Origin of the sequence: Ensifer sp. ENS07 (assembly GCF_014852185.1) — a bacterium.
GTDB classification, from domain to species: domain Bacteria; phylum Pseudomonadota; class Alphaproteobacteria; order Rhizobiales; family Rhizobiaceae; genus Ensifer; species Ensifer adhaerens.
Window position 1 is genome coordinate 152,848 of sequence record NZ_JACVBE010000015.1, and the last position, 24,979, is coordinate 177,826.

At 63.5% G+C, this 24,979-nt stretch carries 28 protein-coding genes; 12 read left to right on the forward strand and 16 right to left on the reverse strand.

Going from position 1 to position 24,979, the window contains the following annotated elements; all coding sequences use genetic code 11:
* Positions 1–84 precede the first annotated feature (84 nt).
* Genes IB277_RS31620 through sdhC form a run of 4 tightly spaced genes read right to left on the reverse strand, consistent with a single transcriptional unit; the run spans position 85 to position 3,521 of the window.
* Positions 85–864, reverse strand: a complete 780-nt coding sequence (locus IB277_RS31620; RefSeq protein WP_034802573.1) for a succinate dehydrogenase iron-sulfur subunit — start codon at positions 862–864, stop codon at positions 85–87.
* 18 nt (positions 865–882) lie between these two features.
* A complete protein-coding gene (gene sdhA / locus IB277_RS31625; RefSeq protein WP_060521403.1) occupies positions 883–2,724 on the reverse strand; it encodes a succinate dehydrogenase flavoprotein subunit in 1,842 nt (613 codons plus the stop codon).
* Between the two features lie 7 nt (positions 2,725–2,731).
* Complete coding sequence (gene sdhD, locus IB277_RS31630; RefSeq protein WP_034802578.1) at positions 2,732–3,112, reverse strand: succinate dehydrogenase, hydrophobic membrane anchor protein; 381 nt, start codon at positions 3,110–3,112, stop codon at positions 2,732–2,734.
* A 16-nt stretch (positions 3,113–3,128) separates the two neighbouring features.
* Positions 3,129–3,521 (reverse strand): succinate dehydrogenase, cytochrome b556 subunit, encoded by a 393-nt coding sequence (gene sdhC / locus IB277_RS31635; RefSeq protein WP_060586452.1) that lies wholly within the window; start codon positions 3,519–3,521, stop codon positions 3,129–3,131.
* Positions 3,522–3,826: 305 nt separating this feature from the next.
* Between sdhC and IB277_RS31640 the strand changes: the two genes are divergently transcribed.
* On the forward strand, positions 3,827–4,648 hold the full coding sequence (locus IB277_RS31640; RefSeq protein ID WP_090295311.1) for a hypothetical protein: 822 nt from the start codon (positions 3,827–3,829) through the stop codon (positions 4,646–4,648).
* A 76-nt stretch (positions 4,649–4,724) separates the two neighbouring features.
* Here IB277_RS31640 and IB277_RS31645 read toward each other — a convergent pair whose 3' ends face one another.
* From IB277_RS31645 to tsaD, 5 genes are read right to left on the reverse strand one after another with little or no spacing between them, the layout of a single operon-like run.
* Entirely contained in the window at positions 4,725–5,384 is a 660-nt protein-coding gene (locus tag IB277_RS31645; RefSeq protein WP_110818903.1) for a methyltransferase, read from the reverse strand.
* A gap of 48 nt (positions 5,385–5,432) precedes the next feature.
* Positions 5,433–5,864, reverse strand: coding sequence for an EVE domain-containing protein (locus tag IB277_RS31650; RefSeq protein WP_090295307.1), 432 nt, complete (start codon positions 5,862–5,864; stop codon positions 5,433–5,435).
* Positions 5,865–5,871: 7 nt separating this feature from the next.
* The gene (locus tag IB277_RS31655; protein WP_034802587.1) at positions 5,872–6,165 is read right to left on the reverse strand and encodes a YciI-like protein; all 294 of its coding nucleotides are present in this window, start codon (positions 6,163–6,165) and stop codon (positions 5,872–5,874) included.
* 56 nt (positions 6,166–6,221) lie between these two features.
* Complete coding sequence (locus IB277_RS31660; RefSeq protein ID WP_090295306.1) at positions 6,222–7,223, reverse strand: NAD(P)H-dependent glycerol-3-phosphate dehydrogenase; 1,002 nt, start codon at positions 7,221–7,223, stop codon at positions 6,222–6,224.
* Between the two features lie 26 nt (positions 7,224–7,249).
* Complete coding sequence (gene tsaD, locus IB277_RS31665; RefSeq protein WP_077968123.1) at positions 7,250–8,344, reverse strand: tRNA (adenosine(37)-N6)-threonylcarbamoyltransferase complex transferase subunit TsaD; 1,095 nt, start codon at positions 8,342–8,344, stop codon at positions 7,250–7,252.
* A gap of 74 nt (positions 8,345–8,418) precedes the next feature.
* Here tsaD and hemC point away from each other — a divergent pair, with 74 nt between their 5' ends.
* From hemC to IB277_RS31695, 6 genes are all read left to right on the forward strand, one after another.
* Positions 8,419–9,348 (forward strand): hydroxymethylbilane synthase, encoded by a 930-nt coding sequence (gene hemC / locus IB277_RS31670; protein WP_089044334.1) that lies wholly within the window; start codon positions 8,419–8,421, stop codon positions 9,346–9,348.
* A 4-nt stretch (positions 9,349–9,352) separates the two neighbouring features.
* Entirely contained in the window at positions 9,353–10,066 is a 714-nt protein-coding gene (locus IB277_RS31675; RefSeq protein ID WP_090295304.1) for a uroporphyrinogen-III synthase, read from the forward strand.
* A gap of 102 nt (positions 10,067–10,168) precedes the next feature.
* A complete protein-coding gene (locus IB277_RS31680) occupies positions 10,169–11,449 on the forward strand; it encodes a COG4223 family protein (RefSeq protein WP_192372588.1) in 1,281 nt (426 codons plus the stop codon).
* 11 nt (positions 11,450–11,460) lie between these two features.
* The gene (locus IB277_RS31685; protein WP_090295301.1) at positions 11,461–13,107 is read left to right on the forward strand and encodes a heme biosynthesis protein HemY; all 1,647 of its coding nucleotides are present in this window, start codon (positions 11,461–11,463) and stop codon (positions 13,105–13,107) included.
* A gap of 26 nt (positions 13,108–13,133) precedes the next feature.
* Positions 13,134–13,616: a TerB family tellurite resistance protein gene (locus IB277_RS31690; protein WP_090295299.1), complete on the forward strand. Its 483-nt coding sequence runs from the start codon at positions 13,134–13,136 to the stop codon at positions 13,614–13,616.
* Position 13,617: 1 nt separating this feature from the next.
* Positions 13,618–14,358 carry a glutamine amidotransferase gene (locus tag IB277_RS31695; protein WP_371589731.1) on the forward strand — a complete coding sequence of 247 codons (741 nt, stop codon included), beginning with the start codon at positions 13,618–13,620 and terminating at the stop codon, positions 14,356–14,358.
* Positions 14,359–14,379: 21 nt separating this feature from the next.
* Here the strand turns inward: IB277_RS31695 and IB277_RS31700 are convergent, their stop codons facing one another.
* Complete coding sequence (locus IB277_RS31700) at positions 14,380–15,621, reverse strand: MFS transporter (protein WP_060521413.1); 1,242 nt, start codon at positions 15,619–15,621, stop codon at positions 14,380–14,382.
* Between the two features lie 237 nt (positions 15,622–15,858).
* On the opposite strand from IB277_RS31700, the gene IB277_RS31705 reads away from it, so the two are divergent.
* A complete protein-coding gene (locus tag IB277_RS31705) occupies positions 15,859–16,152 on the forward strand; it encodes a YggT family protein (protein ID WP_089044330.1) in 294 nt (97 codons plus the stop codon).
* 21 nt (positions 16,153–16,173) lie between these two features.
* The gene (locus IB277_RS31710; protein ID WP_090295297.1) at positions 16,174–16,491 is read left to right on the forward strand and encodes a DUF167 domain-containing protein; all 318 of its coding nucleotides are present in this window, start codon (positions 16,174–16,176) and stop codon (positions 16,489–16,491) included.
* Between the two features lie 3 nt (positions 16,492–16,494).
* Here the strand turns inward: IB277_RS31710 and ppa are convergent, their stop codons facing one another.
* A complete protein-coding gene (ppa, locus tag IB277_RS31715) occupies positions 16,495–17,028 on the reverse strand; it encodes an inorganic diphosphatase (RefSeq protein WP_034802613.1) in 534 nt (177 codons plus the stop codon).
* Between the two features lie 160 nt (positions 17,029–17,188).
* Between ppa and IB277_RS31720 the strand changes: the two genes are divergently transcribed.
* The gene (locus IB277_RS31720; protein WP_090295293.1) at positions 17,189–17,788 is read left to right on the forward strand and encodes a hypothetical protein; all 600 of its coding nucleotides are present in this window, start codon (positions 17,189–17,191) and stop codon (positions 17,786–17,788) included.
* A gap of 33 nt (positions 17,789–17,821) precedes the next feature.
* Here IB277_RS31720 and IB277_RS31725 read toward each other — a convergent pair whose 3' ends face one another.
* The 3 genes from IB277_RS31725 to IB277_RS31735 all read right to left on the reverse strand — a co-directional run bounded on the left by IB277_RS31725 (position 17,822) and on the right by IB277_RS31735 (position 22,130).
* Positions 17,822–18,328, reverse strand: a complete 507-nt coding sequence (locus IB277_RS31725) for a GNAT family N-acetyltransferase (protein WP_034802619.1) — start codon at positions 18,326–18,328, stop codon at positions 17,822–17,824.
* 208 nt (positions 18,329–18,536) lie between these two features.
* Positions 18,537–20,363: a translational GTPase TypA gene (gene typA, locus IB277_RS31730; RefSeq protein ID WP_034802622.1), complete on the reverse strand. Its 1,827-nt coding sequence runs from the start codon at positions 20,361–20,363 to the stop codon at positions 18,537–18,539.
* Positions 20,364–20,564: 201 nt separating this feature from the next.
* Positions 20,565–22,130 (reverse strand): alkaline phosphatase, encoded by a 1,566-nt coding sequence (locus IB277_RS31735; RefSeq protein ID WP_110818902.1) that lies wholly within the window; start codon positions 22,128–22,130, stop codon positions 20,565–20,567.
* 263 nt (positions 22,131–22,393) lie between these two features.
* Between IB277_RS31735 and IB277_RS31740 the strand changes: the two genes are divergently transcribed.
* Entirely contained in the window at positions 22,394–23,704 is a 1,311-nt protein-coding gene (locus IB277_RS31740) for an amidase (RefSeq protein WP_244546728.1), read from the forward strand.
* On the opposite strand, the gene IB277_RS31745 is transcribed toward IB277_RS31740, so the two are convergent.
* Together IB277_RS31745 and IB277_RS31750 are read right to left on the reverse strand one after the other, a co-directional pair.
* Positions 23,675–23,845, reverse strand: a complete 171-nt coding sequence (locus IB277_RS31745) for a hypothetical protein (RefSeq protein WP_162731863.1) — start codon at positions 23,843–23,845, stop codon at positions 23,675–23,677. The genes IB277_RS31740 and IB277_RS31745 overlap by 30 nt on opposite strands.
* A gap of 163 nt (positions 23,846–24,008) precedes the next feature.
* On the reverse strand, positions 24,009–24,170 hold the full coding sequence (locus tag IB277_RS31750) for a hypothetical protein (protein ID WP_090295460.1): 162 nt from the start codon (positions 24,168–24,170) through the stop codon (positions 24,009–24,011).
* A 241-nt stretch (positions 24,171–24,411) separates the two neighbouring features.
* On the opposite strand from IB277_RS31750, the gene IB277_RS31755 reads away from it, so the two are divergent.
* Positions 24,412–24,915, forward strand: a complete 504-nt coding sequence (locus IB277_RS31755; RefSeq protein ID WP_034803102.1) for a hypothetical protein — start codon at positions 24,412–24,414, stop codon at positions 24,913–24,915.
* The last annotated feature ends 64 nt before the right edge of the window (positions 24,916–24,979 follow it).

Sequence of the window (24,979 nt, forward strand, 5' to 3'; positions counted from 1 at the left end):
TGTCCGCCGCCCTGGAGAGGCGCAAAACAGAAAACGGCGAGCCAGGGCCCGCCGTTTCCAAAACTTCATGTCCGGTCCGGCCGATTACACACGGCGCTCGACCAGCATCTTCTTGATCTCGCCGATCGCCTTGGCCGGGTTCAGGCCCTTCGGACAGGCCTGGGCGCAGTTCATGATCGTGTGGCAACGATAGAGGCGGAAGGGATCCTCGAGGTTGTCGAGGCGCTCGCCGGTCGCTTCGTCGCGGCTATCGATCAGCCAGCGGTAGGCCTGCAGCAGAACCGCCGGACCGAGGTAACGGTCGCCGTTCCACCAATAGCTCGGACAGGAGGTCGAGCAGCAGGCGCACAGGATGCACTCGTAGAGGCCGTCGAGCTTGAGGCGGTCCTCGTGGCTCTGCTTCCATTCCTTGGCCGGCGTCGGCGACACCGTCTTCAGCCAGGGCTCGATCGAGCGGTGCTGGGCGTAGAAGTTGGTGAGGTCGGGAACCAGGTCCTTCACGACCGGCATGTGCGGCAGCGGATAGACCTTTACCGCACCCTTCACCTCGTCCATTCCCTTGGTGCAAGCAAGCGTGTTGGTGCCGTCGATGTTCATGGCGCACGACCCGCAGATACCTTCGCGGCAGGAGCGGCGCAGCGTCAGCGTCGGGTCGATCTTGTTCTTGATGTAGAGCAGACCGTCGAGCACCATCGGGCCGCAATCGTCGACATCGATGTAGAAGGTATCGATGCGCGGATTGGCACCGTCATCCGGGTTCCAGCGATAGATGCGGTATTCGCGAACGTTGGTCGCGCCGGCAGGCTTCGGCCAGACCTTGCCTTCCGTCATCTGCGAGTTCTTGGGGAGAGCGAGTTCAACCATGTGGCTTGTTCCTCAAGATCAATAGACGCGGGCCTTCGGCTCGATCTTCTTGGGATCGATGCCGTCGGCGATCAGGTCGGTATGGACGGGGCGGTAGTCGAGCTTGACGTCGCCGGCCTCGTTGACCCAGGCGAGCGTGTGCTTGCGCCAGTTGACGTCGTCGCGGCCGCCGAGCGGACCCTCGGTGTAGTCCTCGCGGGCGTGCGAACCACGGCTCTCCTTGCGCGCTTCGGCGCCGTAGATCGTCGTGATCGCGTTGGCCATGAGGTTTTCGAGTTCCAGCGTCTCCACGAGGTCCGAGTTCCAGATCATCGAGCGGTCGGTGACCTTGATGTCGGGCATCTCTTTCCAGATCGCCGAGATGCGCTTGCAGCCCGATTCCAGCGATTCCTGGGTACGGAACACGGCCGCGTCTTCCTGCATGGCGCGCTGCATCTTTTCGCGCAGCACGGCGGTCGGCGTGGAGCCATTGGCGTTACGCAGGCGGTCGAAGCGGTCCATGATCCGGTCGCAGGCGGCCTTGTTGAGTTCCGGCACCGGCTCGTTGCGGTCGATGACCTGGCCGGCGCGGATGGCGGCGGCACGGCCGAAGACCACGAGATCGATCAGCGAGTTGGAGCCGAGGCGATTGGCGCCGTGTACCGAGGCGCAGCCGGCTTCGCCGACGGCCATCAGGCCGGGCGCAATGCGCTCCGGGTTCTGGCTGTCAGCATTCAGGACTTCGCCCCAGTAGTTGGTCGGCACGCCGCCCATGTTGTAGTGCACCGTCGGCAGAACCGGGATCGGCTCGCGGGTCACGTCGACACCGGCAAAGATCTTCGCCGATTCCGAGATGCCCGGCAGGCGCTCGTGCAGGACGGCCGGATCGAGGTGATCCAGGTGCAGGAAGATGTGATCCTTGTTCTTGCCGACGCCGCGGCCTTCGCGGATTTCCATCGTCATGCAGCGCGAGACGACGTCACGCGAGGCAAGGTCCTTGGCGGACGGCGCATAGCGCTCCATGAAGCGCTCGCCTTCGGAGTTGACGAGGTAGCCGCCTTCGCCGCGTGCGCCTTCGGTGATCAGGCAGCCCGCACCGTAGATGCCGGTCGGATGGAACTGGACGAATTCCATGTCCTGCAGCGGCAGGCCGGCGCGTGCAATCATGCCGCCGCCGTCGCCCGTGCAGGTGTGCGCCGAGGTCGCCGAGAAGTAGGCGCGACCGTAACCGCCGGTCGCCAGCACCACCATCTTGGCGGAGAAGCGATGGATCGTGCCGTCGTCGAGGTTCCAGGCGACGACGCCGGTGCAGCGGCCGTCATCCGACATGATCAGGTCGAGCGCGAAATACTCGATGAAGAACTCGGCGTTGTTGCGCAGAGACTGACCATAGAGCGTGTGCAGGATCGCGTGGCCGGTACGGTCGGCAGCAGCACAGGTGCGCTGGACCGGCGGGCCTTCGCCGTAGTTCTGCATGTGGCCGCCGAAGGGCCGCTGGTAGATCTTGCCTTCGGCATTGCGCGAGAACGGCACGCCATAGTGTTCGAGCTCATAGACCGCCTTCGGCGCTTCCATGGCGAGATATTGCATGGCGTCGACGTCGCCGAGCCAGTCGGAACCCTTGACGGTGTCGTAGAGGTGCCACTGCCAGCTATCCGGAGTCATGTTCTGCAGCGAGGCGGCAATGCCGCCCTGGGCGGCAACCGTGTGCGAGCGGGTCGGGAAGACCTTGGTGATGCAGGCGGTCTTCAGACCCTGCTCGGCCATGCCGAGCGTCGCGCGCAAGCCCGCACCGCCGGCGCCGACGACGACGACGTCGAAGGCGTGATCGACATATTGATAGGCCTTGCCGTTTGCAGCGGGTGAACTGTTCGATGCCATGGCGAAATTACCCTGCAAAAGCGATCTTCAGGATGGCGAAGAGACAGAGCCCGCCAACCGCGATCGTGAAAAATGTATTGAGCATGAGAAGCACGATCTTCATGCCTTCACCATGCACGTAGTCTTCGATGATCACCTGCATGCCGAGCCGCATGTGAACGAGGCCCGAGAGCACGACGAGCGCCATGACGACGGCGACGAAGGGGTTCGCGAGCGCGGCGACGACATCCGCATAGGGCGCACCTGCGTAGCGAACGAGAAAGATGACGAAGAAGATCAACAGCGGAACGTTGGCGACGGCCGTCAGGCGCTGGCGCCAGAAATGGTCCGTGCCTTCCTTGGCCGAGCCAAGACCGCGAACCTTGCCGAGAGGAGTGCGCATATCCATGAGTATTCTCCCTCAGTCAGCGAACGAGATAGCCAACCACCCAGATCAGCAGCGTCAGCGCCACCGAACCGATGATCGTTGCCTTGGCCATCCTGGTGGCGAAGTGCTTCTCGTAGCCGTAGCCGAGATCCCAGGCAAAGTGGCGCAAGCCGCCGAGCATGTGGTGCACCAGGGCCCAGGTATAGCCGAACAGCACCAGCTTGCCGATCAGCGTACCGAACAGCCAGCTGACCCAGTCGTAATAGGCAGCACCCGACGCAGCGGCGATCAGCCACCAGGCGACGAGGATGGTCCCGAAGTAGAGCGCACCACCGGTGATGCGGTGCACAATGGACATGACCATCGTCGGGATAGGTTTATAGATTTGAAGATGCGGCGAGAGTGGCCGGCTTCTTGTGACATTCGTCATCGGAACCTCACGGAATGCCCGGATTTCCGCCCAAAAAACTGGACGATTTTAGTCCGGTATCGCACCTGATTGTGCGCAATTCAGTCATTCGGACCTTTAATCACCATAAAGCTTAACGACAAGTGTGTTTGCGGTGCAAAATCAATTTAATCGATTAGACGAATTGCGCCATTTTCCTGCCAGCCGAAGACATGGGCCGGCGTTAACGATAGCGACAAAAAGCCAAGCAATTCCGTGACTTTCCCGACGATGTGGCCCAGAGTGCCCTTAACGATTTGTTAAGCGTCACCCGGAGGGCGAGCAGAATGATTCTGTTCAGGGCAATCCATGCGACCAAAGTGCTAGCGCTTGCCGGCCTGGTCATCGCCACCAGCTACATCCCGATGGAAGCTCGAGACCGGGGCGGACTGTCGGGGGTACAGACACGAACACGCCATGTCAGGATGAACGCCGATCACGGCTATCCACGTCACGATTTCGACCGGAGGGGTTATCGCAACGACTGGGACCGCCATCGCGGACCGCGCCGCGACTGGGCGTCCAACGGTGGCCCGCCGGAAGTGAACACGCGCACCCGGCACGTTCGCCTGCCGCGCTACCGCCCCTACCCCGGCGCTTACGCCGGACGGCCGGAGCATCGTGGCGGATGGGTGCGCGACGGAGCCGGTCGCGACTACTGGACATCCGACGCCCGCAGGCACGACGGTCGCCCAGGCATCTCTGACGTGCCGCCGCAGGTCTCGACCCGCACCCGCCATGTCCGCCTGCCGCAATATCGGGCCTATCCCGAGCGGTGGGGCAATGGCGGCGGATGGGGGCGCGATCAGGCCGGGCGCGAGATCTGGACATCGAGCAACCAAGGCCGAGACTATCGCCCGAGCTATTATGGCGGTGATGAATATCCGGACATCATTCCTGGTATCGGCACCTATGTCGGCGGCATTTCGGCCTATGTCGACGTCGGCAACGGCATCTATTTCAGCCAGGAAGGCGACTACGGCTACGCGGATGAGGCAGACATTGCACCGCCGCCCGAGGCGAAACGCGGCAAGATCATCAACGTCACGCCACAGACCATGAACGGTTCCTGCACCTACGAACACGGCGTCTGCGTCATCCGCCGGTAATCGCAGCTACAGCGATATCAGCCCGTCAGGCCAACGGTTTCGATGATCGGGGGCATCGTCGGAAGTGCGGGTATAATTAATCGCGTACGGCCGTGCCAAAGCGCCAGACGGTGGTACGCTTGACCTCGCTGTCCTCCAGCGCCCGGGTGACGGGGACCTCGTAGCTGGCAAGCGCCGTCATCATCTCGCGCGGGCAATAGGAACGTCCTGGATCGCCGACGATCACCGAGGCGCCGTTCGCGGCAAGTCCCGAAAACCACGGTTTCAACCGGTCGGCAAAAGCCTTGTCGTAGAAGACGTCGCCGGCGAGATAGACCTCGGCTTCAAGATCGCGGCCAGTGATGTCCTCGCCGGTATAGGAAAGCGTGACCCCGTTGAGTGCGGCATTGAGCCGGACGGCCGTTTCCGCCCAGGGGTCGATATCGGCGGCCAGCACCGATACTGCACCCGCCTTCATCGCCGCGATCGCCACCAGACCCGAACCGGAGGCAAAGTCGACGACACGGCGGCCGCGCACCGCTTCGGGGTGATCGAGGATGTAGCGGGCGAGCCCCTGCCCGCCGGCCCAGGCGAAGGCCCAGAACGGCGGCGGCAGGCCGATCTCCTGCAACTCTTCCTCGGTCTTCAGCCAGAGCTCATGCGCTTCGGTCGCCAGATGCAGACGGATCTCCGGCACATGCGGCGGCGTGAGCACATCGGTGTTTTCGAGGATGAAGCTTTCCGGATCGGTCTTCACAAAACTCTCCGCGCCTGCCCGAGCGTCCCGGACAGGCGGAAAACAAGACTAACGCGGCGGATTGTCGAGCCCGCCCATGCGGCAGACCTCGAGCCATTCGTCCTCGGTCACCGGCTGCACCGACAGGCGCATGGAGGTGACGAGCGACATCTTGGCGAGCTTCGGATTGTCCTTGATCTCCTTCAGCGTCACCGGCCGCGGCATGTCGACAACCGCGCGGATATCGACGCAGTCCCAGCGGGCGTCACCCTCGGCGGTCGAATCCGGATGCGACAGCGCGCAGACCTCGGCGATGCCGACGATCTCAAGCCCTTCGTTCGAGTGGTAGAAGAAGCCCTTGTCGCCGATCTGCATCGCCCGCATGTTGTTGCGCGCCTGATAGTTGCGCACGCCGGTCCATTCGGTGCCCTTGGCGCCGGCATCCTTCTGCATCTGCCAGGACCATTTGAACGGTTCGGATTTGTAGAGCCAATGCGCCATCTTGGTCTCAAGCCTCCGGATTGTTGAAGACCCAGTTGAAGGCCTTGATCTCGACATTGGAAAAGAGCCCGGCCTTGGCATAGGGATCGGCTTCGGCGATCGCACGCGCCTCGTCGATCGTCTCTGCCTTGACGAGCACCAGGCTACCGGTCGGCTTGCCGTCGTCGCCGAGGAACGGACCGGCCATCTTCAAAATGCCCTTGGCGTTAAGATCGTTGAGATAGGCGACGTGATCAGGGCGGGTATCGAGCCGAAGCTGCAGCGCGCCTGGCTTGTCGGTACAATGAAGTGCGAAGAGCATGCTTCCTCCTAGAGTTTTCGTTGGCGCGGGATGCGGGCGGAAGATCGCCGCTCCCTTCATTCCTGAGTGATCGGGCGGGTCATCAACTGTTCGAGCGCGGTGCGGACATCGAGCTTGCCGTCGATGATCGCCGCCACCGCTTCGGTGATCGGCATTTCGACGCCGAGATCATGGGCAACGCGGGCAGCAACCGATGCGGCGAACGCGCCTTCGACCAGTTCGCCCTTGCGTCCGCTGGCGCGACCATCCTTGCCGAGCGCGATGCCGAAACGCAGGTTGCGCGACTGGTGGCTGGTCGCCGTCAACACCAGATCGCCAAGGCCGGAGAGACCGCGCACAGTATCGGCCTCGCCGCCCTCGGCAGCAATGAAGCGCGACATCTCCGCAAGGCCACGCGAGATCAGCGCGGCACGGGCGCTGTCGCCAAGGCCTGCGCCCTCGACGATGCCACAGGCGATCGCCAGCACATTCTTCAGCGCGCCGCCGAGCTGCACGCCGATGCGATCCTGCGAGGGATAGAGCCGGAAGGTCGGACCCGAGAGCACCTCGGCCAGCATCGTCGCCGTCTGACCATCGGCCGCGGCGACCACCATAGCCGTCGGTAGGCCCTTGGCGATATCGGCGGCGAAACCCGGACCGGAGAGCACGCCGACTGCATGGCCGGGCAGCTCCTCCGCCAGCACGTCGGTCAGCAACCGTCCCGTCGCCTGCTCCATACCCTTGGCGCAGGTGACGATCGTGGCAGCCGCATTGATATGAGGACCATACTGTCTCGCCGCATCCCTATGCGCCTGCGACGGCATCACGAAGAGCACGACCTCGGCATCGGCAAGAACCGAGACATCGGCCGTATGCTTCAGCGCCGGCGGCAGGTCGATGCCCGGCAGGGCGTCCTCATTGCGGCCGGTGTCGCGGCAGGATTCGGCAATCTCCGGACGACGGGCAAGCAGCGTCACGTCGCTGCCTTCGGTCGAGGCGGCAACCGCGGCGAGCGCGGTGCCAAAGGCGCCTGCGCCGACCACGACGATCTTCGGCCCGTTCTTGGAAATGTCGTTCATGCTCTATCCGTATGCTTTAGATCTTGTCACGCCTTGGCGCCGCGTTTACCCGAACCGAGCAGCGCCTGCGCCTGGGCGTCGAGCGGCCAGCGCGAGCGCGGCGCGACATCAAGGCCGTCGGCCGCCATGCCTGCCGCCAGCCGCTCGGCACCGGCCCAGGCGATCATTGCCGCGTTGTCCGTGCAGAGCGAAAGCGGCGGCGCGATGAAGTCGAAACCGGACTGCGCGCACAAGGTCTGCAGCGTCGAGCGCAGCACCTGATTGGCGGCGACACCGCCGGCAACCACCAGCGCCGGGCGCGCCACACTGCCATGCTCCGCCTTGAAGCGCTTCAGGCCGCGCCCGACCCGATCCTTGAGCGTGCGGGAAATCGCCCGCTGGAACGAGGCGCAGATATCGGCGATGTCCTGCTCCGTTACCGGCTCCAGCGATTGCGCCGCCTGGCGCACCGCCGTCTTCAATCCCGAAAAGGAAAAATCGAGCCTGGCGTCACCGACGAGCGGTCGCGGAAAATCGAAACGCTGCGGATCGCCGGCAAGTGCTGCCCGCTCGACCGCCGGACCACCCGGATAGGGGAGGCCGAGCAGCTTGGCCGTTTTGTCGAAGGCTTCGCCGAGCGCATCGTCGATCGTCGTGCCCCAGCGTTCGTATTCGCCGACGCCCTTGACGAGGATCAGTTGCGTGTGACCGCCGGAAACGAGCAGCATCAGATAGGGGAAGGAGAGCCCATCGGTCAGCCGCGCGGTCAGCGCGTGGCCTTCGAGGTGATTGACGGCATAGAGTGGCTTGCCGGTTGCGCGCGCGATCGCCTTGCCGGTCATCAGCCCGACGATCAGGCCGCCGATCAGACCGGGACCACTTGTCGCAGCAATGGCGTCGATGTCGGAAAGCGTGACGCCGGCCCTGAGCAGCGCTTCCTCGATCAGCGTGTCGAGCGCCTCCACATGGGCGCGCGCCGCGATCTCCGGAACCACGCCGCCATAGGCGCTGTGCTCTTCCAGCTGGCTTAAGACCACGTCGCCGAGGATGTGGCCCTTACCGTCGGAATCGCGCAAAATGACGGAAGCGGCGGTTTCGTCGCAGCTTGTTTCTATGCCGAGGATGCGCAGGGGCGGAGACATCGGGAACTACTCAAAGATTGCGGTCGCACCGAAAGGTGGGTACACGGAACTCCGGTAACAATGGATAGCCTTTGATGCAAACAAAACCTTTCCGGATCGGCACGCGCGGCAGCCCGCTGGCGCTCGCTCAAGCCCATGAAACGCGCGATCGCCTCGCAGCGGCGCATGGTCTGGCGCCGGAAATGTTCGAGGTCGTCATCCTTTCGACCAAGGGCGACCGGATCACCGACCGCTCGCTCGCCGAGATCGGCGGCAAGGGCCTGTTCACCGAAGAGATCGAGCAACAATTGCTGTCGGGCGAACTCGATTTCGCTGTGCATTCGTCCAAGGACATGCCGACGAAACTGCCTGACGGCCTCTGTCTTTCCGCCTTCCTGCCGCGTGAGGACATTCGAGATGCCTTCATCGGTCGGACGGCAAAAAAACTGATGGAACTGCCGCAAGGCGTGACCGTCGGCTCGTCGTCGCTGCGCCGCCAGGCGCTGATCCGCCGGCTGCGTCCGGATATCAATGTCATCACCTATCGCGGCCAGGTGGAAACGCGGCTGAGAAAGCTCGCCGAGGGCCAGGTCGATGCGACACTGCTTGCCTATGCGGGCCTCAAGCGTCTCGGCATGACCGACGTTCCGACCGAACTGCTCGACCCCCAGGAATTCCCGCCGGCGCCGGCCCAAGGCGCGATCTGCATCGAGAGCCGCATCGGCGACAGCCGCATCAACGACCTGCTCGCAGCCATCGACGATCCCCGCACCCATGAGGCAGTCGCCTGCGAGCGTGGCTTCCTCGCGACGCTCGACGGCTCGTGCCGCACGCCGATCGCCGGTCTCGCCACCTCGGACGGCACCCATCTCAGCTTTTCCGGCATGATCCTCACGCCCGACGGCCAGACCCATCACCGGGTTACGATCGAGGGCAAGGCCACCGACGCCGAAGCGCTTGGGCAAAAGGCCGGAGAAGAGATCCGCGCCAAGGCCGGCCCCGGCTTCTTTGCAAGCTGGACTTAAAGCCATGCGCGTGCTCGTCACCCGGCCGCTCCCCGCCGCCGAGGCGACGGTACGCCGGCTGGAAGCCGCCGGCCACCGGCCGATCCTGCTGCCGCTGATGCAGGCGACCCATCTTGCTGCCGTCTCCGTTGCCGCGCTTGAAGTGCCGCATGCGGCGATCGTGCTCACCAGCGCCGAAGCCATTCGGATGCTCGTATCGTCAGATGCAGACCTGTCACAGCATCTGGCGACCCCGTGCTTCTGCGTGGGCGCCGCCACGGCGCAAGCAGCAGCCGGGCTCGGTTTCTCCGATCTGCGCATAGCGGAGGGTACCGGCCAGTCCCTGGCGGACCTAATCGGCGCGACCATCGACACGCTGCCGCCACTTCCCCTGCTCTATCTGGCAGGAACGCCGCGCTCCGAAGGGCTGGAAAAGGGGCTGAGACAACGCGGCATAGAGCACCGGACGGTCGAGTGCTACCGCATGGAGCCGATCGCCCATTCGCGCGCCGCGATCGAAGATCTGCGGCGGAGCAGCCGTCCCGACGCCGTGCTTTTATACTCGCGAGAGACCGCGCGACAGTTCGTTCGCCTGCTTTCCGAAGCCGGTGTCAATGCTGCTTCCTTTGCGCCGCGCTACCTCTGCCTCAGCCCCGTGGTGGCCGAGGCGCTGCCGGGTAACGTCGTGGCGGAGACCGCCGCAAGGCCCGATGAAGACAGCCTTTTCAGTCTTCTCTAACATCGAATTCATCCAAAAACGGAACGGAGGGGCTTTCCCTCACCGTTCCGGCTGACTAGGTTTGAAGGAAGAGCCGACAGGCACTAACGGTAAGAGGTCACCATGGTATCGGAAAACCCGCCGCGCCGCTCGAAGTCCGAGAAGGAACCGCTGACGATCGACCTCGAAGCGGAGAAAACCGTTGCGGAACCGGCCGGCCCGGAAGCAACCGGCGAGACGCTGGCAGACGCTGCGGCCGAAAACACAGCGCACAAAGCCGAGACGGATGAGCCGATAAGGGACACCAGCGACGACAGCGCCGCCGGATCCCGCCTGGACGAAGAAATCGAGGAGCAGCGCGCCGATGCCGCTGCCGACGCGGCCGCGGCCGTCTTCGCCGAAGAGCCGCCGCATGTGGCCCGCGAGCCCGAACCGGCACCGCCGCAGAAGCCGGTATCGAACTCCGGTGCGCTCGCAGCCGGCATCGTCGGCGGTCTCGTGACGCTGCTCGGCTTCGGCGGCCTGCGATATGCCGGCATCGTGCCTGGACTTGGGCCGACCCGCGGCGTCGAGCAGAACATTTCCGGCGAACTGCAGGCCCTGCGCGACCAGATCGCGGCGCTGCCCACCCCCGCAGCCGTCGTCGACAACACCGCACTCGAAGGTCGTATCGCCGCGCTCGAACAGTCGGCCTCCCAACCGGCTGCGAGCGGCGCGCCGAGCGCCGAGGTCGAGACGCTGAAGGCGGAAGTCGACAATCTCACCAAGGAGCTTGCAGGTCTGAAGACGGCGCTCGCCGATGCGCAGCAGTCGGCGACCGCCGAGAAGGCGGAACTGACGAGCCGCATCGAGACCGCCGAGCAGAAGCTCAACGAGCCGGTCAACGATATCCAGATGGCGAAAGCCGTTGCGGTCACTGCACTGAAGTCGGCGATCGATCGCGGCGGGCCTTTCCTCGCCGAACTCGACGCGCTGCGCAGCATCGCGCCGGACGAACAGGCCGTCGCCGCGCTCGCCCAGGATGCCCAGGTCGGCGTGCCGACCCGCACGGATCTGCGCCGCGAGTTCCCGAAAACCGCCGACGCCATGCTCGACGCTCTCAACCAGCCCGACCCGAACGAGGGTATCTTCGACCGGCTGGTGTCCAGCGCCATGTCTGGCATCCGCGTGCGTCCCGTCGGCAGCGTCGAGGGTGAAACGCCCGAAGCCGTCATCGCCCGGATCGAGGACAAGCTGAACAATGGCGACCTCAAGGGCGCCGCTCTGGAGTGGAATGGCGTGCCCGACACCGCCAAGCCGGCGGGCGAGGCTTTCAAGGCCAAGCTCGACCAGCGTTTGCGGGTCGAAGCCGCGATCGATGCCGCCGTCGCTGCGACTATGGCAAAACCAGGCACGGAAGGCTGAGGGAACCAGATATGATCCGCATTCTGATTTTCATCCTGATCGTGCTTGGTCTCGGCCTCGGCTTCGCCTGGCTCGCCGACCGGCCGGGCGAACTTTCGGTCGTCTGGCAGGGCCAGTTGATCGAGATGAGCCTGATGCGCGCGGCATCGCTGCTGATCTCGCTGATTGCCGCGGTGCTGATCGTCGTCTGGCTGGTGCGCACCATCTGGCTTTCGCCGCACACGGTCACCCGCTATTTCCGCGCCCGCAAGCGCGACCGCGGCTACCAGGCGCTGTCGACCGGCCTGATCGCCGCCGGCGCCGGTGACGCCAATCTTGCCCGCAAGATGACCGCCCGCACCCGCGGCCTGATCAGCGCCGACCAGGAACCGCTGATCCACCTGCTCGAAGCCCAGACCGCACTGATCGAAGGCAAGTACGACGACGCCCGCCGCAAGTTCGAGCTGATGGCCGACGATCCGGAGACGCGCGAACTCGGGCTTCGCGGCCTTTATCTCGAGGCCAAGCGGCTCGGCGCCCACGAGGCCGCGCGGCAATATGCCGAGCGCGCCGCCGAAAAGTCGCCGCACCTGCCCTGGGCAGCGCTTGCAACCCTCGACAGCCAAAGCCAAGCGGGACAGTGGGACGATGCTTTGCGTCTGCTCGACCAGAGCCGTGTCGCCCACGTGGTCGATCGCAAGGAAGCCGATCGCAAGAAGGCAGTGCTGCTGACGGCGCGCGCAATGACGAAGCTCGAGGGCGACGTGAAAGGTGCGCGGGACGATGCGCTTGCCGCGCTGAAGCTCGACGAACATCTCGTGCCGGCGGCGCTGACGGCCGCCAAGGCGCTGTTTCGCGAGGACAACCTGCGCAAGGGCACCTCGATCCTGGAGAAGAACTGGAAGCACGAGCCGCATCCGGACGTGGCCCGGCTCTACGTGCGCGCCCGCGGCGGCGACACTGCGGTCGACCGGTTGAAACGGGCGCGCAAGCTCGAAGCCTTGAAGCCCAACAATGCCGTGGCGATGGCTGCCGTCGCCGAAGCCGCGCTCGAAGCGCGCGAACTGCTTCTGGCGCGCACCAAGGCGGAAGCCGCCGCCCGGCTCGACCCGACCGAGAGCATCTTCCTGCTGCTTGCCGACATCGAAGAGGCCGACACCGGCGACGAGGGCCGCATCCGTCACTGGATGGCGCAGGCGCTGAAGAGCCCGCGCGATCCGGCCTGGACCGCCGACGGCGTGACCTCGCCGACCTGGCTGCCGGTCTCGCCGGTGAGCGGCCGGCTCGATGCCTTTGAATGGAAAGCGCCACCGCATACGCTTTCGGCCACCGTCGACCACGACCAGTCGAACGCCGACGAGGCGATCCGCAGCCTGCCCGCCGTGGTGGAGGCGCATGTGCACCAGCCCGCACCCGCAGCCCGGCGCAGTGAGACGCCGGTGATCCTGGAGGCCGAGCGCGAGGAGCCGCGTCCGGCACCGCAGCCGATCAAGGTCGCCGAACGCAAGGCGCCGGAACCGGTTGCCGACAAGCCTCCGGTCAAGGCGGAGAAGGAAGAGGGTGCGAATGGCGAGCACAGGCCCGATCCCTTCTTCGGCCGCCCGCCGGATGACCCCGGCGTGCGCGATCCGGCCGCTGGCGAGAAGGCGCCGGAAAAGACGACTTTCCGATTGTTCTGAGTTCTCAAGGGGCTGTGGCAAAATACATGTTTGAACGCTTACGGACGTTTCTCGATGGTCTGACCGGCCCGGCGAAGCGCATAGAGCATGGCGATCCGCGCGTGGCGGTCATCGCTCTCTGTTTCCAGGTGATGGAGGCCGACGGCCGGATCCTCGCGTCCGAGCGGCGCAAGATGCGCAAGGTCATCAAGGAGCATTACAAGCTCGACGATGCCTCGCTCTCCGCTTTGATCGCAGCCGGCGAGACTGCCGAGAGCGAGGCGATCGACTTCTACCAATTCACCGCCGAGCTCAAGCGTCACCTCTCCGAGGAGCAACGCGTCGAACTCGTCGGCATGCTCTGGGACGTCGTCTATGCCGATGGCGAGCGCAGTGAGATGGAAGATCACGTGATCTGGCGTATTGCCGATCTGCTCGGCGTTTCCGGTCGCGACCGGGTGTTGCAGCGCCAGGAGGCGGCGGCCAGAAGCGACACGGTCGAGAAAGCCGAGTCACAACAGGATAACTGAAATGCCGATGCCCGACGACAGCGCCCGAAAACCCGTCCTGATCATCCTGCATCAGGAGCGATCGAGCGCCGGCCGCGTCGGCCAGATACTCGAGCAGAAGGGTTTTGGGCTCGACATCCGTCGTCCGGCGCTCGGCGACGATCTGCCGGAAACGCTGGAACGGCACAGCGGCACGATCGTGTTCGGCGGTCCGATGAGCGCCAATGACGAGGAAGAGTTCGTCCGCCGCGAGATCGACTGGCTTTCCGTGCCGCTCAAGGAAAACAAGCCCTATCTCGGCATCTGCCTCGGCGCGCAGATGCTGGCGCGCAACCTCGGCGGCTCGGTGGCACCCCATCACGAGGGCATGACCGAGATCGGCTGGTATCCGCTGGTTGCGACCGAGGCCGGCAAGGCGCTGATGGACTGGCCGGCCATGGTCTACCATTTCCACCGCGAAGGCTTCGACCTGCCTTCCGGTGCCGAGTTGCTCGCAACCGGCGACACATATCCCAACCAGGCCTTCCGCTATGGCGACAATGCCTGGGGCATCCAGTTCCACGGCGAACTCACTCGCGCGATGATGCATCGCTGGGTGGTGCACGGCGCCCATCGCTTCGAGATGCCCGGTGCCCAGGTGGGCAAGGCCCATCTCGACGGACGCATGCAGCACGACGGGCCGCTGCGCACCTGGATGGAAAACTTCCTTGAGTTGATCTTCCTGCGCGATGAACGGCCGGGAGAAAAGGCGGAAAGCGTGTAACGTGCTGTCCGCTCGCACCGCTTACTTGTGGTGATCGGGCACGTCGAGCGTATCGATCTTGCGCAATTGCGGAAAGCCAAGCGCCCAAAGCCCTGAGACGAGCAGCGTGCCCATGCCACCGAAGACGACGGCAAAGACCCCGCCGAAGCCGGACGCCATCATGCCGGCGCGGAATTCGCCAAGTTCGTTCGACGCGCCGATGAAGACCATGTTGACGGCGTTGACCCGGCCGCGCAGTTCGTCCGGCGTCCAGAGCGTGATCAGCGTCTCGCGCACATAGACCGATACCATGTCGGCAGCACCCATGACGACGAGGGCCGCGATCGAGACCCAGGGGGTCGCTGAAAGGCCGAAGATAACGGTGCCGAGACCGAAGAGCGCCACGCCGATGAACATGTAGAAACCGGCGCGATGGCGGATCGGGTGCGCCGCCAGCCAGACCGCCATGGCAACGGCGCCGACACCCGGGGCCGCGCGCAACAGGCCGAGCCCCCAGGGGCCGAGGTCGAGGATATCGCGGGCAAAGACCGGCATCAGCGCCACGGCGCCGCCGAGCAGCACTGCAAAAAGGTCGAGCGATATGGCGCCGAGCACCACCTTCTCCGCCTTGATGTAGCGGAAGCCGGCGGTGATCGTCTGCCAGCTTTGCGCCGAGGCCTGGGTGCGCGTCGCCGGCTTCGGAATGGCAAAGACCATGAATGCGGAGGCGAGGAAGAAGCAGAAGCCGATGGCATAAGGAAAGACCGCGCCGAGCGCGTAGATGAGACCACCCGCGACCGGGCCGACGATCATCGCGGTCTGCCAGGAGGTGGAGTTCCAGGCAATCGCGTTGGGCAGATCTTCCGGGGGCACGAGGTTTGGTGCCAGCGATTGCGACGCGGGCGCAAGGAACGCACGTTCGATGCCGAAGACCACGAGAACCGCATAGACCGGCCACGGCGAAAACAGCCCGGTCACTGTCAGCGCGAGCAGCGCCGCTGCGCAAAGCGTGCTGACCACCATGCAGACGCCCATGATCATGCGCCGGTTGTAGCGGTCGGCCACGGATCCTGTGACGAGGATCAGCACCAGCGATGGCAGGAACTGGAAAAGGCCGATCAAGCCGAGATCGAAGGGATCGCGCGTCAGATCGTAGATCTGCCAGCCGACGGCGACAGAGATGATCTGGATCGCGAAATAGGCGAGGAAGCGCGAGAAGAAGTAGCGACGATAGCCGACATGCCGAAACGCGGCAAAACGATGCGAGGCATGGACGGCGGACATGAGGAAGTCGCTCCTGAAGCGGGTCGCGCAAAACTGGGTCGCGGTTTTGCGATAACGACAAGTGAAACGTCAATATTCAAAAGGCAGGCAGCGCATCTGAAGGATCGCGACATGCTTTCGTCGGCACCGACTGTCGAGCGGCCACACGTTAAACATGATCGCGCCCGATAAACCGGCGTACTTGCTCGTTTAGGTCTCAATGTCTACATGTCTGTCAATAACGATTTGGAGACCGGCATGCTTGCTGTTATCGGCACCTTGAACTTCATCATCAACATCGCGTGGTTTCTGGTCATCGCGTCGGCCATCTTTTCCTGGCTTTACGCGTTCAATGTCATCAACGTGAACAACCAGGCGATCAACATGATCGGCCGCTCGCTTTACCAGTTGACCGAGCCGCTCTACCGCCCGATCCGCCGCATCCTGCCCGACATGGGCGGCGTCGACCTTTCGCCGCTGGTCGTTCTGGTAATCCTCTATTTCATCCAGCTTTTCCTGAACACGACGATCGCGCCGGCCTTGCTGGGCTGACGACGGCCGGCCAGGTGCAGGGTGAGTAGCACGGCCTTCACCGCGCATGGCGACCATGTTCGCCTGACGGTGCGCCTGACGCCGAACGGCGGCCGTGATGCCATCGACGGGCTGGAAGCGGCTGCTGATGGCGAAGAATATCTGAAAGTGCGCGTCCGCGCGGTCCCGGAGAAAGGCAAGGCCAATCAGGCACTGCTTGCCTTTCTTGCCAAGACGCTCGGGCTTGCCAAGAGCAAGCTCTCCCTCATCTCAGGCGAAACGCAGCGCAAAAAAATCCTCCGGATCGAGAGCGACCCGGAGGATCTGATGAAACGCCTTGCCGAACTGGCCGGCAGATAGAGCTTACTTGGCGCCCTTGGCGCGCTCGACGGCTTCCTTGATCAACTGGCGGGCGGTGGAAGCATCTTTCCAGCCGTAGATCTTCACCCACTTGCCGGGCTCCAGATCCTTGTAGTGCTCGAAGAAGTGCTCGATCTGCTTCAGCGTGATTTCCGGCAGGTCGGTATATTCGTGAACCTTGTCGTAGCGTTGCGTTAGGTGACCCGACGGAACGGCGATGATCTTCTCGTCCTGACCGGAATTGTCTTCCATCATCATCACGCCGATCGGGCGCACATTGATGACGCAGCCCGGAACCAGCGGACGGGTGTTGCAGATCAAAACGTCGATCGGATCGCCATCGTCCGAGAGCGTATGCGGCACGAAGCCGTAGTTGCCCGGATAGGTCATCGGCGTATAGAGGAAGCGGTCGACGACCAGCGTGCCGGCTTCCTTGTCCATCTCGTACTTGATCGGATGGCCGCCGACGGGAACCTCAACGATCACGTTGACATCTTCTGGTGGATTCTTTCCGATGGAAATCGCGTCGATGCGCATGGATCTACTCCAGGGTCGGTTTGAGAAGTTTGCCCGTCGGATAAAGGGAAACATGCCGCGATGCAACATAACTTTCGTCCGTAGCGCAGATTCAACCGGTCGTTTTGCGCCTGCCCATCGACCTCTACAGGTCTGCCAATCGCGTTTGAGGGAGTTTCGTATGAACGGAAGGGTTGCATGCCTGGCGCTGGTGCTTTTGTCCGCCGGCCCCGTCTTGGCCAATGAGAGCGTCTATACCGACATCGGCCGCGACAAGTGCAAGACGATCGCCGAAGAAGAGGGCATGTACGCGTTGATGACCTGCCCCGGACATGCGGACTATCCCGTTCGCTTCAAGGAAGCCGACATCCGCCAGAGTGTCTCGTTCGGTCACCTGAACCAGCGCTATGCCGACGACGCTTTCGAGAGTTTCATTCCATTCAACCACGCCGGCACGACCGTGGAGTGGCGGGTTGCCAAGGATGGCAAGGCCGTAGCGACGATCCTGCGCTGGTTCATCGAGAACACGGACGCGTCCGGCGCTTCGGTTCCTGCACTTCAGGGGCAGGTGCTCGTCATTTCCAAGGTGGCCGAGAAGGATGACGGCAAGGGCTGCGTCGCCGGCTATGTCGATGCGCTTGCCAATCCCGATACGAATGCATTCGCCCGCAAGATCGCCGACGAGGTGGCACCGACCTTCCGCTGCGGCGTCGACAAGCCCGCCTATCACGGCACGCGGGGCGACAAGGCGGCCGATCCCAACAACGAACTGCCTGAGTAAGTCTTTGATTTCAGTGTCGCGGAGGCGTCGGGCCTAGTTCCAGGCGAAGCCGACCTTCTTCAGGTGCTTGTCGCCGAAATCTTCCATGCCTTCGGCGATATCGGTGCCGCCGGCACCCTGGAAGAACTGGTAGGCATGCTCGCTGTCTTCGAGGCACCAGACGACGAGGCCACGACAGCCGAGCGAACGCAGCAGGCTCTTGGCCTCGCCGAAGAGAATGCGCCCGAGGCCGATGCCCTGGTATTCCGGCCTCAGGTAGATCTCGTAGATCTCGCCTTCCTGCGGCAGGGCCTTGGCGCGGCTGAGGCCGAGCGTTGCATAGCCGGCGATGGTTCCGGCGACGTCGACGACGAGCAGCGTGGCAGGACCGCGGGTCGCCTTGCGCCACCAGGTCTCGTCACGGCGATTGACCATCTGAACGAGCGGACGATGGGGAATGAGACCGCCATAGGTCTGCAGCCACGAAACGCGGTGCACATCGGCAATTGCCGACGCTTCCTGCGGCTCTCCGGGCCGAATCTCTATCGAAACAGTCTTCATGACTCGCGACTCTAAACACACACAAGGCGAACAGGAATCCCGCCCGGTTGCCAGCCTGCGTTAACCCACAGGCAACTTTAACGGCACCCAATGGAAGGTTAACGCCTTTTTAACTTTATCCGCAAGTCGCCCATCGGTGGCACACACAGCAAAAAACCCCGGATCGCTCCGGGGTTTTTCTGAAAGTCGTAGGATCGATCAGGATCGATCAGGCAGCGCCAGCCGTGCGGGCCTTTTCGAAGCGCTTGCGATCGTTCGGGTCGAGGTGCAGCTTGCGCAGACGGATCGACTTCGGCGTCACTTCGACCAGCTCGTCGTCCTGGATCCAGGAGAGCGCGCGCTCGAGCGTCATGCGGATCGGCGGCGTCAGGCGAACAGCTTCGTCCTTGCCGGCAGCGCGCATGTTGGTGAGTTTCTTGCCCTTGAGCACGTTCACTTCGAGATCGTTGTCGCGGGTGTGGATGCCGATGATCATGCCGGCATAGACCTTCTCGCCGGCGTCGATGATCATCGGGCCGCGGTCTTCCAGGTTGAACATCGCGTAGGCAACCGATTCACCGGCGTCGTTCGAAAGCAGAACGCCGTTGACGCGACCACCGATCTCGCCCTTGTAGGGCTGGTAGGCGTGGAACAGGCGGTTCATGATCGCCGTGCCGCGGGTGTCGGTCAAAAGTTCCGACTGGTAGCCGATGAGGCCGCGGGTCGGAGCGAAGAACACCAGACGGACGCGATTGCCGCCAGACGGACGCAGTTCGACCATCTCGGCCTTGCGCTCGGACATCTTCTGCACGACGACGCCCGAATGCTCTTCGTCGACGTCGATCACGACTTCTTCGATCGGCTCGAGCATCTGGCCGTTGTCATCCTTGTGCATGACGACGCGCGGACGCGAAACGGCAAGCTCGAAGCCTTCACGACGCATGGTTTCGATGAGAACCGCAAGCTGCAGTTCGCCGCGGCCCGATACGAAGAAGGAGTCCTTTTCCGAGGATTCTTCGATCTTCAGCGCAACGTTGCCTTCGGCTTCCTTGAACAGGCGGTCGCGGATGACGCGGCTCGTGACCTTGTCGCCTTCGGTGCCGGCAAGCGGGCTGTCGTTGACGATGAAGGACATGGTGACGGTCGGCGGGTCGATCGGCTGCGCGGTCAGCGCTTCGGCGACCGACGGATCGCAGAAGGTGTCGGCGACGGTGCCCTTGGTAAGGCCGGCGATCGCAACGATGTCGCCTGCCTGCGCTTCTTCGATCGGCTGACGCTCGATGCCGCGGAAGGCGAGGATCTTCGAGATACGGCCGGTTTCAAGCAGCTTGCCATCCTGGCCGAGAACCTTAACGGCCTGGTTCGGCTTGACGGTGCCCGAGTGAACGCGACCGGTGATGATGCGGCCGAGGAAGGGGTTGGCTTCGAGGATCGTGCCGATCATACGGAACGGGCCTTCGGCAACCGTCGGCTCCGGCACGTGCTGCAGCACCAGGTCGAGCAGCGGCGCCATGCCCTGGTCCTTCGGACCTTCCGGGTTGACGTTCATCCAGCCATCGCGGCCCGAACCGTAGAGGATCGGGAAGTCGAGCTGCTCGTCAGAGGCGTCGAGGTTGGCGAAGAGGTCGAAGACTTCGTTGATGACTTCTTCGTGGCGGCCGTCCGGACGGTCGATCTTGTTGATCGCGACGATCGGCTTCAAGCCGACCTTCAGCGCCTTGCCGACGACGAACTTCGTCTGCGGCATCGGGCCTTCGGAAGCGTCGACGAGAACGATGGCACCGTCCACCATCGACAGGATGCGCTCGACTTCACCGCCGAAGTCGGCGTGGCCAGGGGTGTCGACGATGTTGATGCGCACGCCCTTCCACTCGACCGAAGTCGCCTTGGCGAGGATGGTGATGCCGCGTTCTTTTTCGATGTCGTTGGAGTCCATGACGCGTTCGGCAACGCGCTGGTTTTCGCGGAACGAGCCCGACTGCTTCAGGAGCTCGTCAACAAGGGTCGTTTTCCCATGGTCGACGTGCGCGATAATCGCGATGTTACGAATGCTCATTTTTCGTCTCGGAAGGTTCAGGGCAAGCCCCGATGGGCCACGCCGCTTTTTCAATGGTCGCGCTCATACAGGTTTTTTTGCGATTGCGAAAGGGGGGCGCGCGCATGAGCGTCGTGTTCAAATGCCGGTAGGCCATGGGTTTGCACTCGTCAGGGGTCTCACGAACGCCGTTTGCAAAGCTGTTGGCCGCGACCGAATTCCTCATGCAATTGCGGCCGGATCGAGCGTCACGCGCCAGAGTTCCTGGTCCTGCCGGTCCATCAGCCGCACCGTCATCTGCTGCGTCTGGCCGTTGATATCGACGATGCCGAAAAACTGCAGACCAGCCGATGGCGGCAGGTTCTGGTCGATGCCGCCGCCGGATGCCTTGATGAAACGAACCTCCGGCCCGAAGGTCATGTCGAGCTCCTTCGGCCCATAGGTGCCGGAATGCAGTGGACCGGACACGAACTCCCAGAACGGCGTGAAATCCCTGAATGCGCCGCGCCCCGGATCGTAGTGATGCGCGGCGGTGTAGTGCACGTCCGCCGTCAGCCAGACGAGGTTGTCGATGCCGTTGTCGCGGACGAAGCGCAGGAGATCGGCAAATTCGCGTTCGCGCCCCGCGGGCGGGCCGTTGTCGCCATTGGCGATCGCGTCCGAACCGCGCCGGTTGGTGTAATCGTCCCAGACGACGAGACCGATCGGCATGTCGCAGGCGATCACCTTCCAGGTGGCCCGCGAGGCAGCAAGTTCGCGCTTAAGCCAGTCGACCTGCCGCCAGCCGAACAGGGCGCCGCCGCCGTCTTCTCCCTGGTTGGCGCCGCGATAGGATCTGAGGTCAACGAAGAACACGTCGAGCAACGGACCATAGCCGATCTTGCGGAAGACGCGGCCGGGCTGCGTTGCCGGCATGCGGATCGGCGTCATCTCGTGGAACGCCCGCGCCGCCCGCTCCGCATAGACGGCAACATCCTTTTCCGGATAGCGCGCGTCGTCGCGCAGGTCGGTCGAGGCCGACCAGTTGTTCAGCACCTCGTGGTCGTCCCATTGATAGAATGTGGGGCACACGGCGTTGAGTTGCCGCACGTGGTCGTCGAGCAGATTGTATTTCCACTGGCCGCGATACTCTTCCAGCGTGCGAGCGACGTCGCGCTTCTCGTGCGTCACCACCCGGTTCTTCCAGACACCGCCATCACGTAGCGCTATCTCGTCGGGGATCGGGTTATCGGCATAGATCGTGTCACCGGAATGAATGAAGAAGTCCGGCTCGTGCTGGCGCATGGTCGAATAGGTCTTCATGCCGACATCATCAATGCCCCAGCCCTGCCCGGCCGTGTCGCCGGACCAGACGAAGCGGATCGAGCGCTTGCGCAAGGGGGCGGTGCGAAACCGGCCGGTGACCGGCGCGGAGACGCGGTTGACGTCGTAGAGATCCGTGGCGGTGAAGCGGTAGAAGATATCCTGGTCCGGCAGCAGCCCGTCGAGCGAACATTTGATCGCGCAATCCGTCTGCGGCGTCGCCGTCAGATCGGAAAGGCGAAGGGGGTTAGAGAAGCTCTCGGTGGTCGAGTATTCGACCGACACCTTCGACGGGCGATCCACCCGTGTCCAGATCATGCCGGAGGACGTATCGACATCGCCCGATTGCACGCCGTGAATGAATTCCGGCCGGCCGTAGCCGCGTGCATAAAAGGGTGTCGCAAGACCGGATGAGGCCACGAAGCCCGCGGCACCGGCGGAAAGCAGGAAAGAACGCCTCGAAAGCGTCTTGAGGATATCGGCCAAACAGACCTCCGATTCGGCAGCGCCACCGCGCGTGCCGGACCTTTGGTCATCTGGGTGTCAGCGACGTAACAGGCGCATGAAACTATTTGAACGGTTTGGCGACAGTTCGGTGAAGGCCGGAGCTGGCCGCGGCGACAATGGGACGATGGCAAACTCCGCCAATGCTGTTATCAAAGGCGATCAGCGTTGGCCCTGGTGAATCCGGGCAACGAACCCGCCTCCTGCCTCCGTTCGGTGGCCTCACAAATCGACAGGTGATCATCGTGTCCCATGCCGCCAACGTCTCCGTCCGCGACCGCCTGGAACAGATCCTGAGCCGGCTCAACAATCGTCGGCACGAGCAAAAGGCTTTTGTCCGGCTCTACGAAGAGCGCGCGCGGAGCGAGGCAGACGCGGCCGACCGCCGCCGGCAGGCGGGGGACAGCCTTGGGCCGCTCGACGGCAAGATCGTTTCAATCAAGGACCTGTTGGATATCGCCGGCGAACCGACGCTTGCCGGCTCCATCATCCGGCGCGACGCGCCGCCGGCCCAAAAAGACGCGCTCGTTGTCCAGCGGCTGCGTGCTGCCGGTGCGGTCATTATCGGCAAGACGCATATGACCGAATTCGCGTTTACGGCCGTCGGCCTCAATCCGCACTACCCGGTACCCGGCAACGCCACCGACGAAAGCCTGATCCCCGGCGGTTCGTCCTCGGGCGCTGGCGTGTCGGCGGCAGAAGGCACCTGCGACATTGCCATCGGTTCAGATACCGGTGGCTCGATCCGCATCCCCGCGGCGCTGAACGGCATCGTCGGCTTCAAGCCGACAGCCAGCCGCATCCCGCTCGATGGCGCCTTTCCGCTCTCGCCGGTTCTGGATTCGCTCGGGCCGCTCGCCCGGACCGTTGCCGATTGTGCGGCGACCGATGCTGTGATGGCCGGCGAGCAGCCAAGGCCGCTTGTCGCCCGTCCTGTCGCAGATCTTCGTATCGGCATCCCCCGTGGCAGGCTGTTTGAAGACCTCTCCCCCGAAGTCGCCGACGCCTTTGCGGCAAGCCTCGACCGACTGGCCAAAGCGGGTGCCAAGATCGTCGACTGCACCATCGATGACTTGATCGAGAAGCTCGGCCAAGCGACGCGGATCGGCTCGATTGCGGGCCTGGAGGCAAGCCGTATCCACGCCGGATGGCTGGGTGATGCGGCCGTCCCAGTCGACGAAAGGGTCAAGTTCTCGCTTCGCCGCCGCCTTTTGGTGCCCGACGCGACGATCTCGGCCCTGCTGCAAACCCGGCATGCGCTCGCTGCCGCCATGGACGAGCGGCTCTCGCCCTACGATCTCATCGCACTGCCGACGACGCCGATTGCGGCCGTGTCCATCGCAAGCGTCGACACCGACGCGGCGGAATACGACCGCGTGGAGAGCCTGCTGCTGCGCAACTGCCAGGTCGCCAACCAGTTCGATCTCACCGCTATCACCCTGCCGATGCCGGGCCTTGTGCGGCCGGCCGGACTGATGCTGGTTGGGAGAAACGGAACCGATGCGACCGTACTGGCGTCAGCCCTTTCAGCCGAAGCGCTGCTTCAGCAAGCTTGAACGGCGCGCCCGATGGTCATCGAATGAAACACCGGCCTGCAAGCAGGCCGGTTCGGCAGTCGTCGTCGCCCGAAGGATCAGCCAGACCGGTACGCCGATAATCAGCAGCGCTATGACCGTATGCCAGATAGAAAATGTCATGCTTGTGCGCCTCCCCTAGCGCAAGCGATACGTGGCCGCGAACTCTCCCGACATCCGACGCGTCGCCGATTGGAACCCGGTCAGAACAGGACATCCCTGATTCGATTCGCAACCGATGGCGGATTACGTTCGAAAAATAGTTCGTGGAGGAGACGCGCTCCGCTCAATGCATCGTTTCGCCGGAGATCTCGTCACGGAGGATGCGGAAGGCATCTTCAAGCGCGGCGACCAAGACATCGGTCAGTTCGTCGCCGTCATTGTTCGCGAGATAGAGGGCAACCATCTTGTCGGATGGGTCGCGGTAATGCTCGATATCGTTTGACATATCATTGTCCTTCATTCGCCGTGTCACATCCCGGCCATTGAGGTGACTATAGGCGAAGGGACTTGCGTAAAGCTGGATGCATGACATCAGGCGAAGGGCACAGCACGCAGCGTCGCGTTATTCTCCATGCGCTCCCTAACGGGGTCGACCGACAAAGGATAGAGGATAGCGACCTATTTCGCTCGCGCCGGGCGCACGAGCACGCTAGAGCATGTCGCCGACGAACGACGCGGGAATGAGCATGTCGAAGAAAACCAAGAGCGACGAAACCGCGGACGTGCAGCGCCTGAAACTCGATTTTCCCGACATCCATGCGGATCTGATCGCCGGCCGCATCCCGTCGCTGCGCAAGGCGCTTATCGCGGCAGGGCTTAAGGACGAGCGCACGCGCCTCGACAAGCTCAAGAATTCCTGGACCAAGGCAAGCCCCACCGAGCGTGAAACGTTCCTCAAGTGGCTGAGCAGCAATGGCGGCCCGGACGGGCTTGCCCCACACGCTCATATCGATCCGCCGCTCGCAGCGCCCCCCGCGATTGCCAGCGGTCGCTACCTGCTCCCCGAAACGATCGCCGAAATCCGCACGATCATGAATCGCCGCCGGATGCGGGCGAACGACATCATGGCCGAGATGGGATTTGCCGGCGACGACCTGTCCCTCACCCGCGCCCTGTCCAAGGGCGCAAGCCTGCGGCTCTCGGTGATTGCCGCGCTGGAAACCTGGTTGCGCAACAACGCGGCGGAGTGAACCCGCCGGACATCGTCCGCTTTCAACGCGCCCCTCTTCCGCCCGCTGCAACCCGCATTGCCGG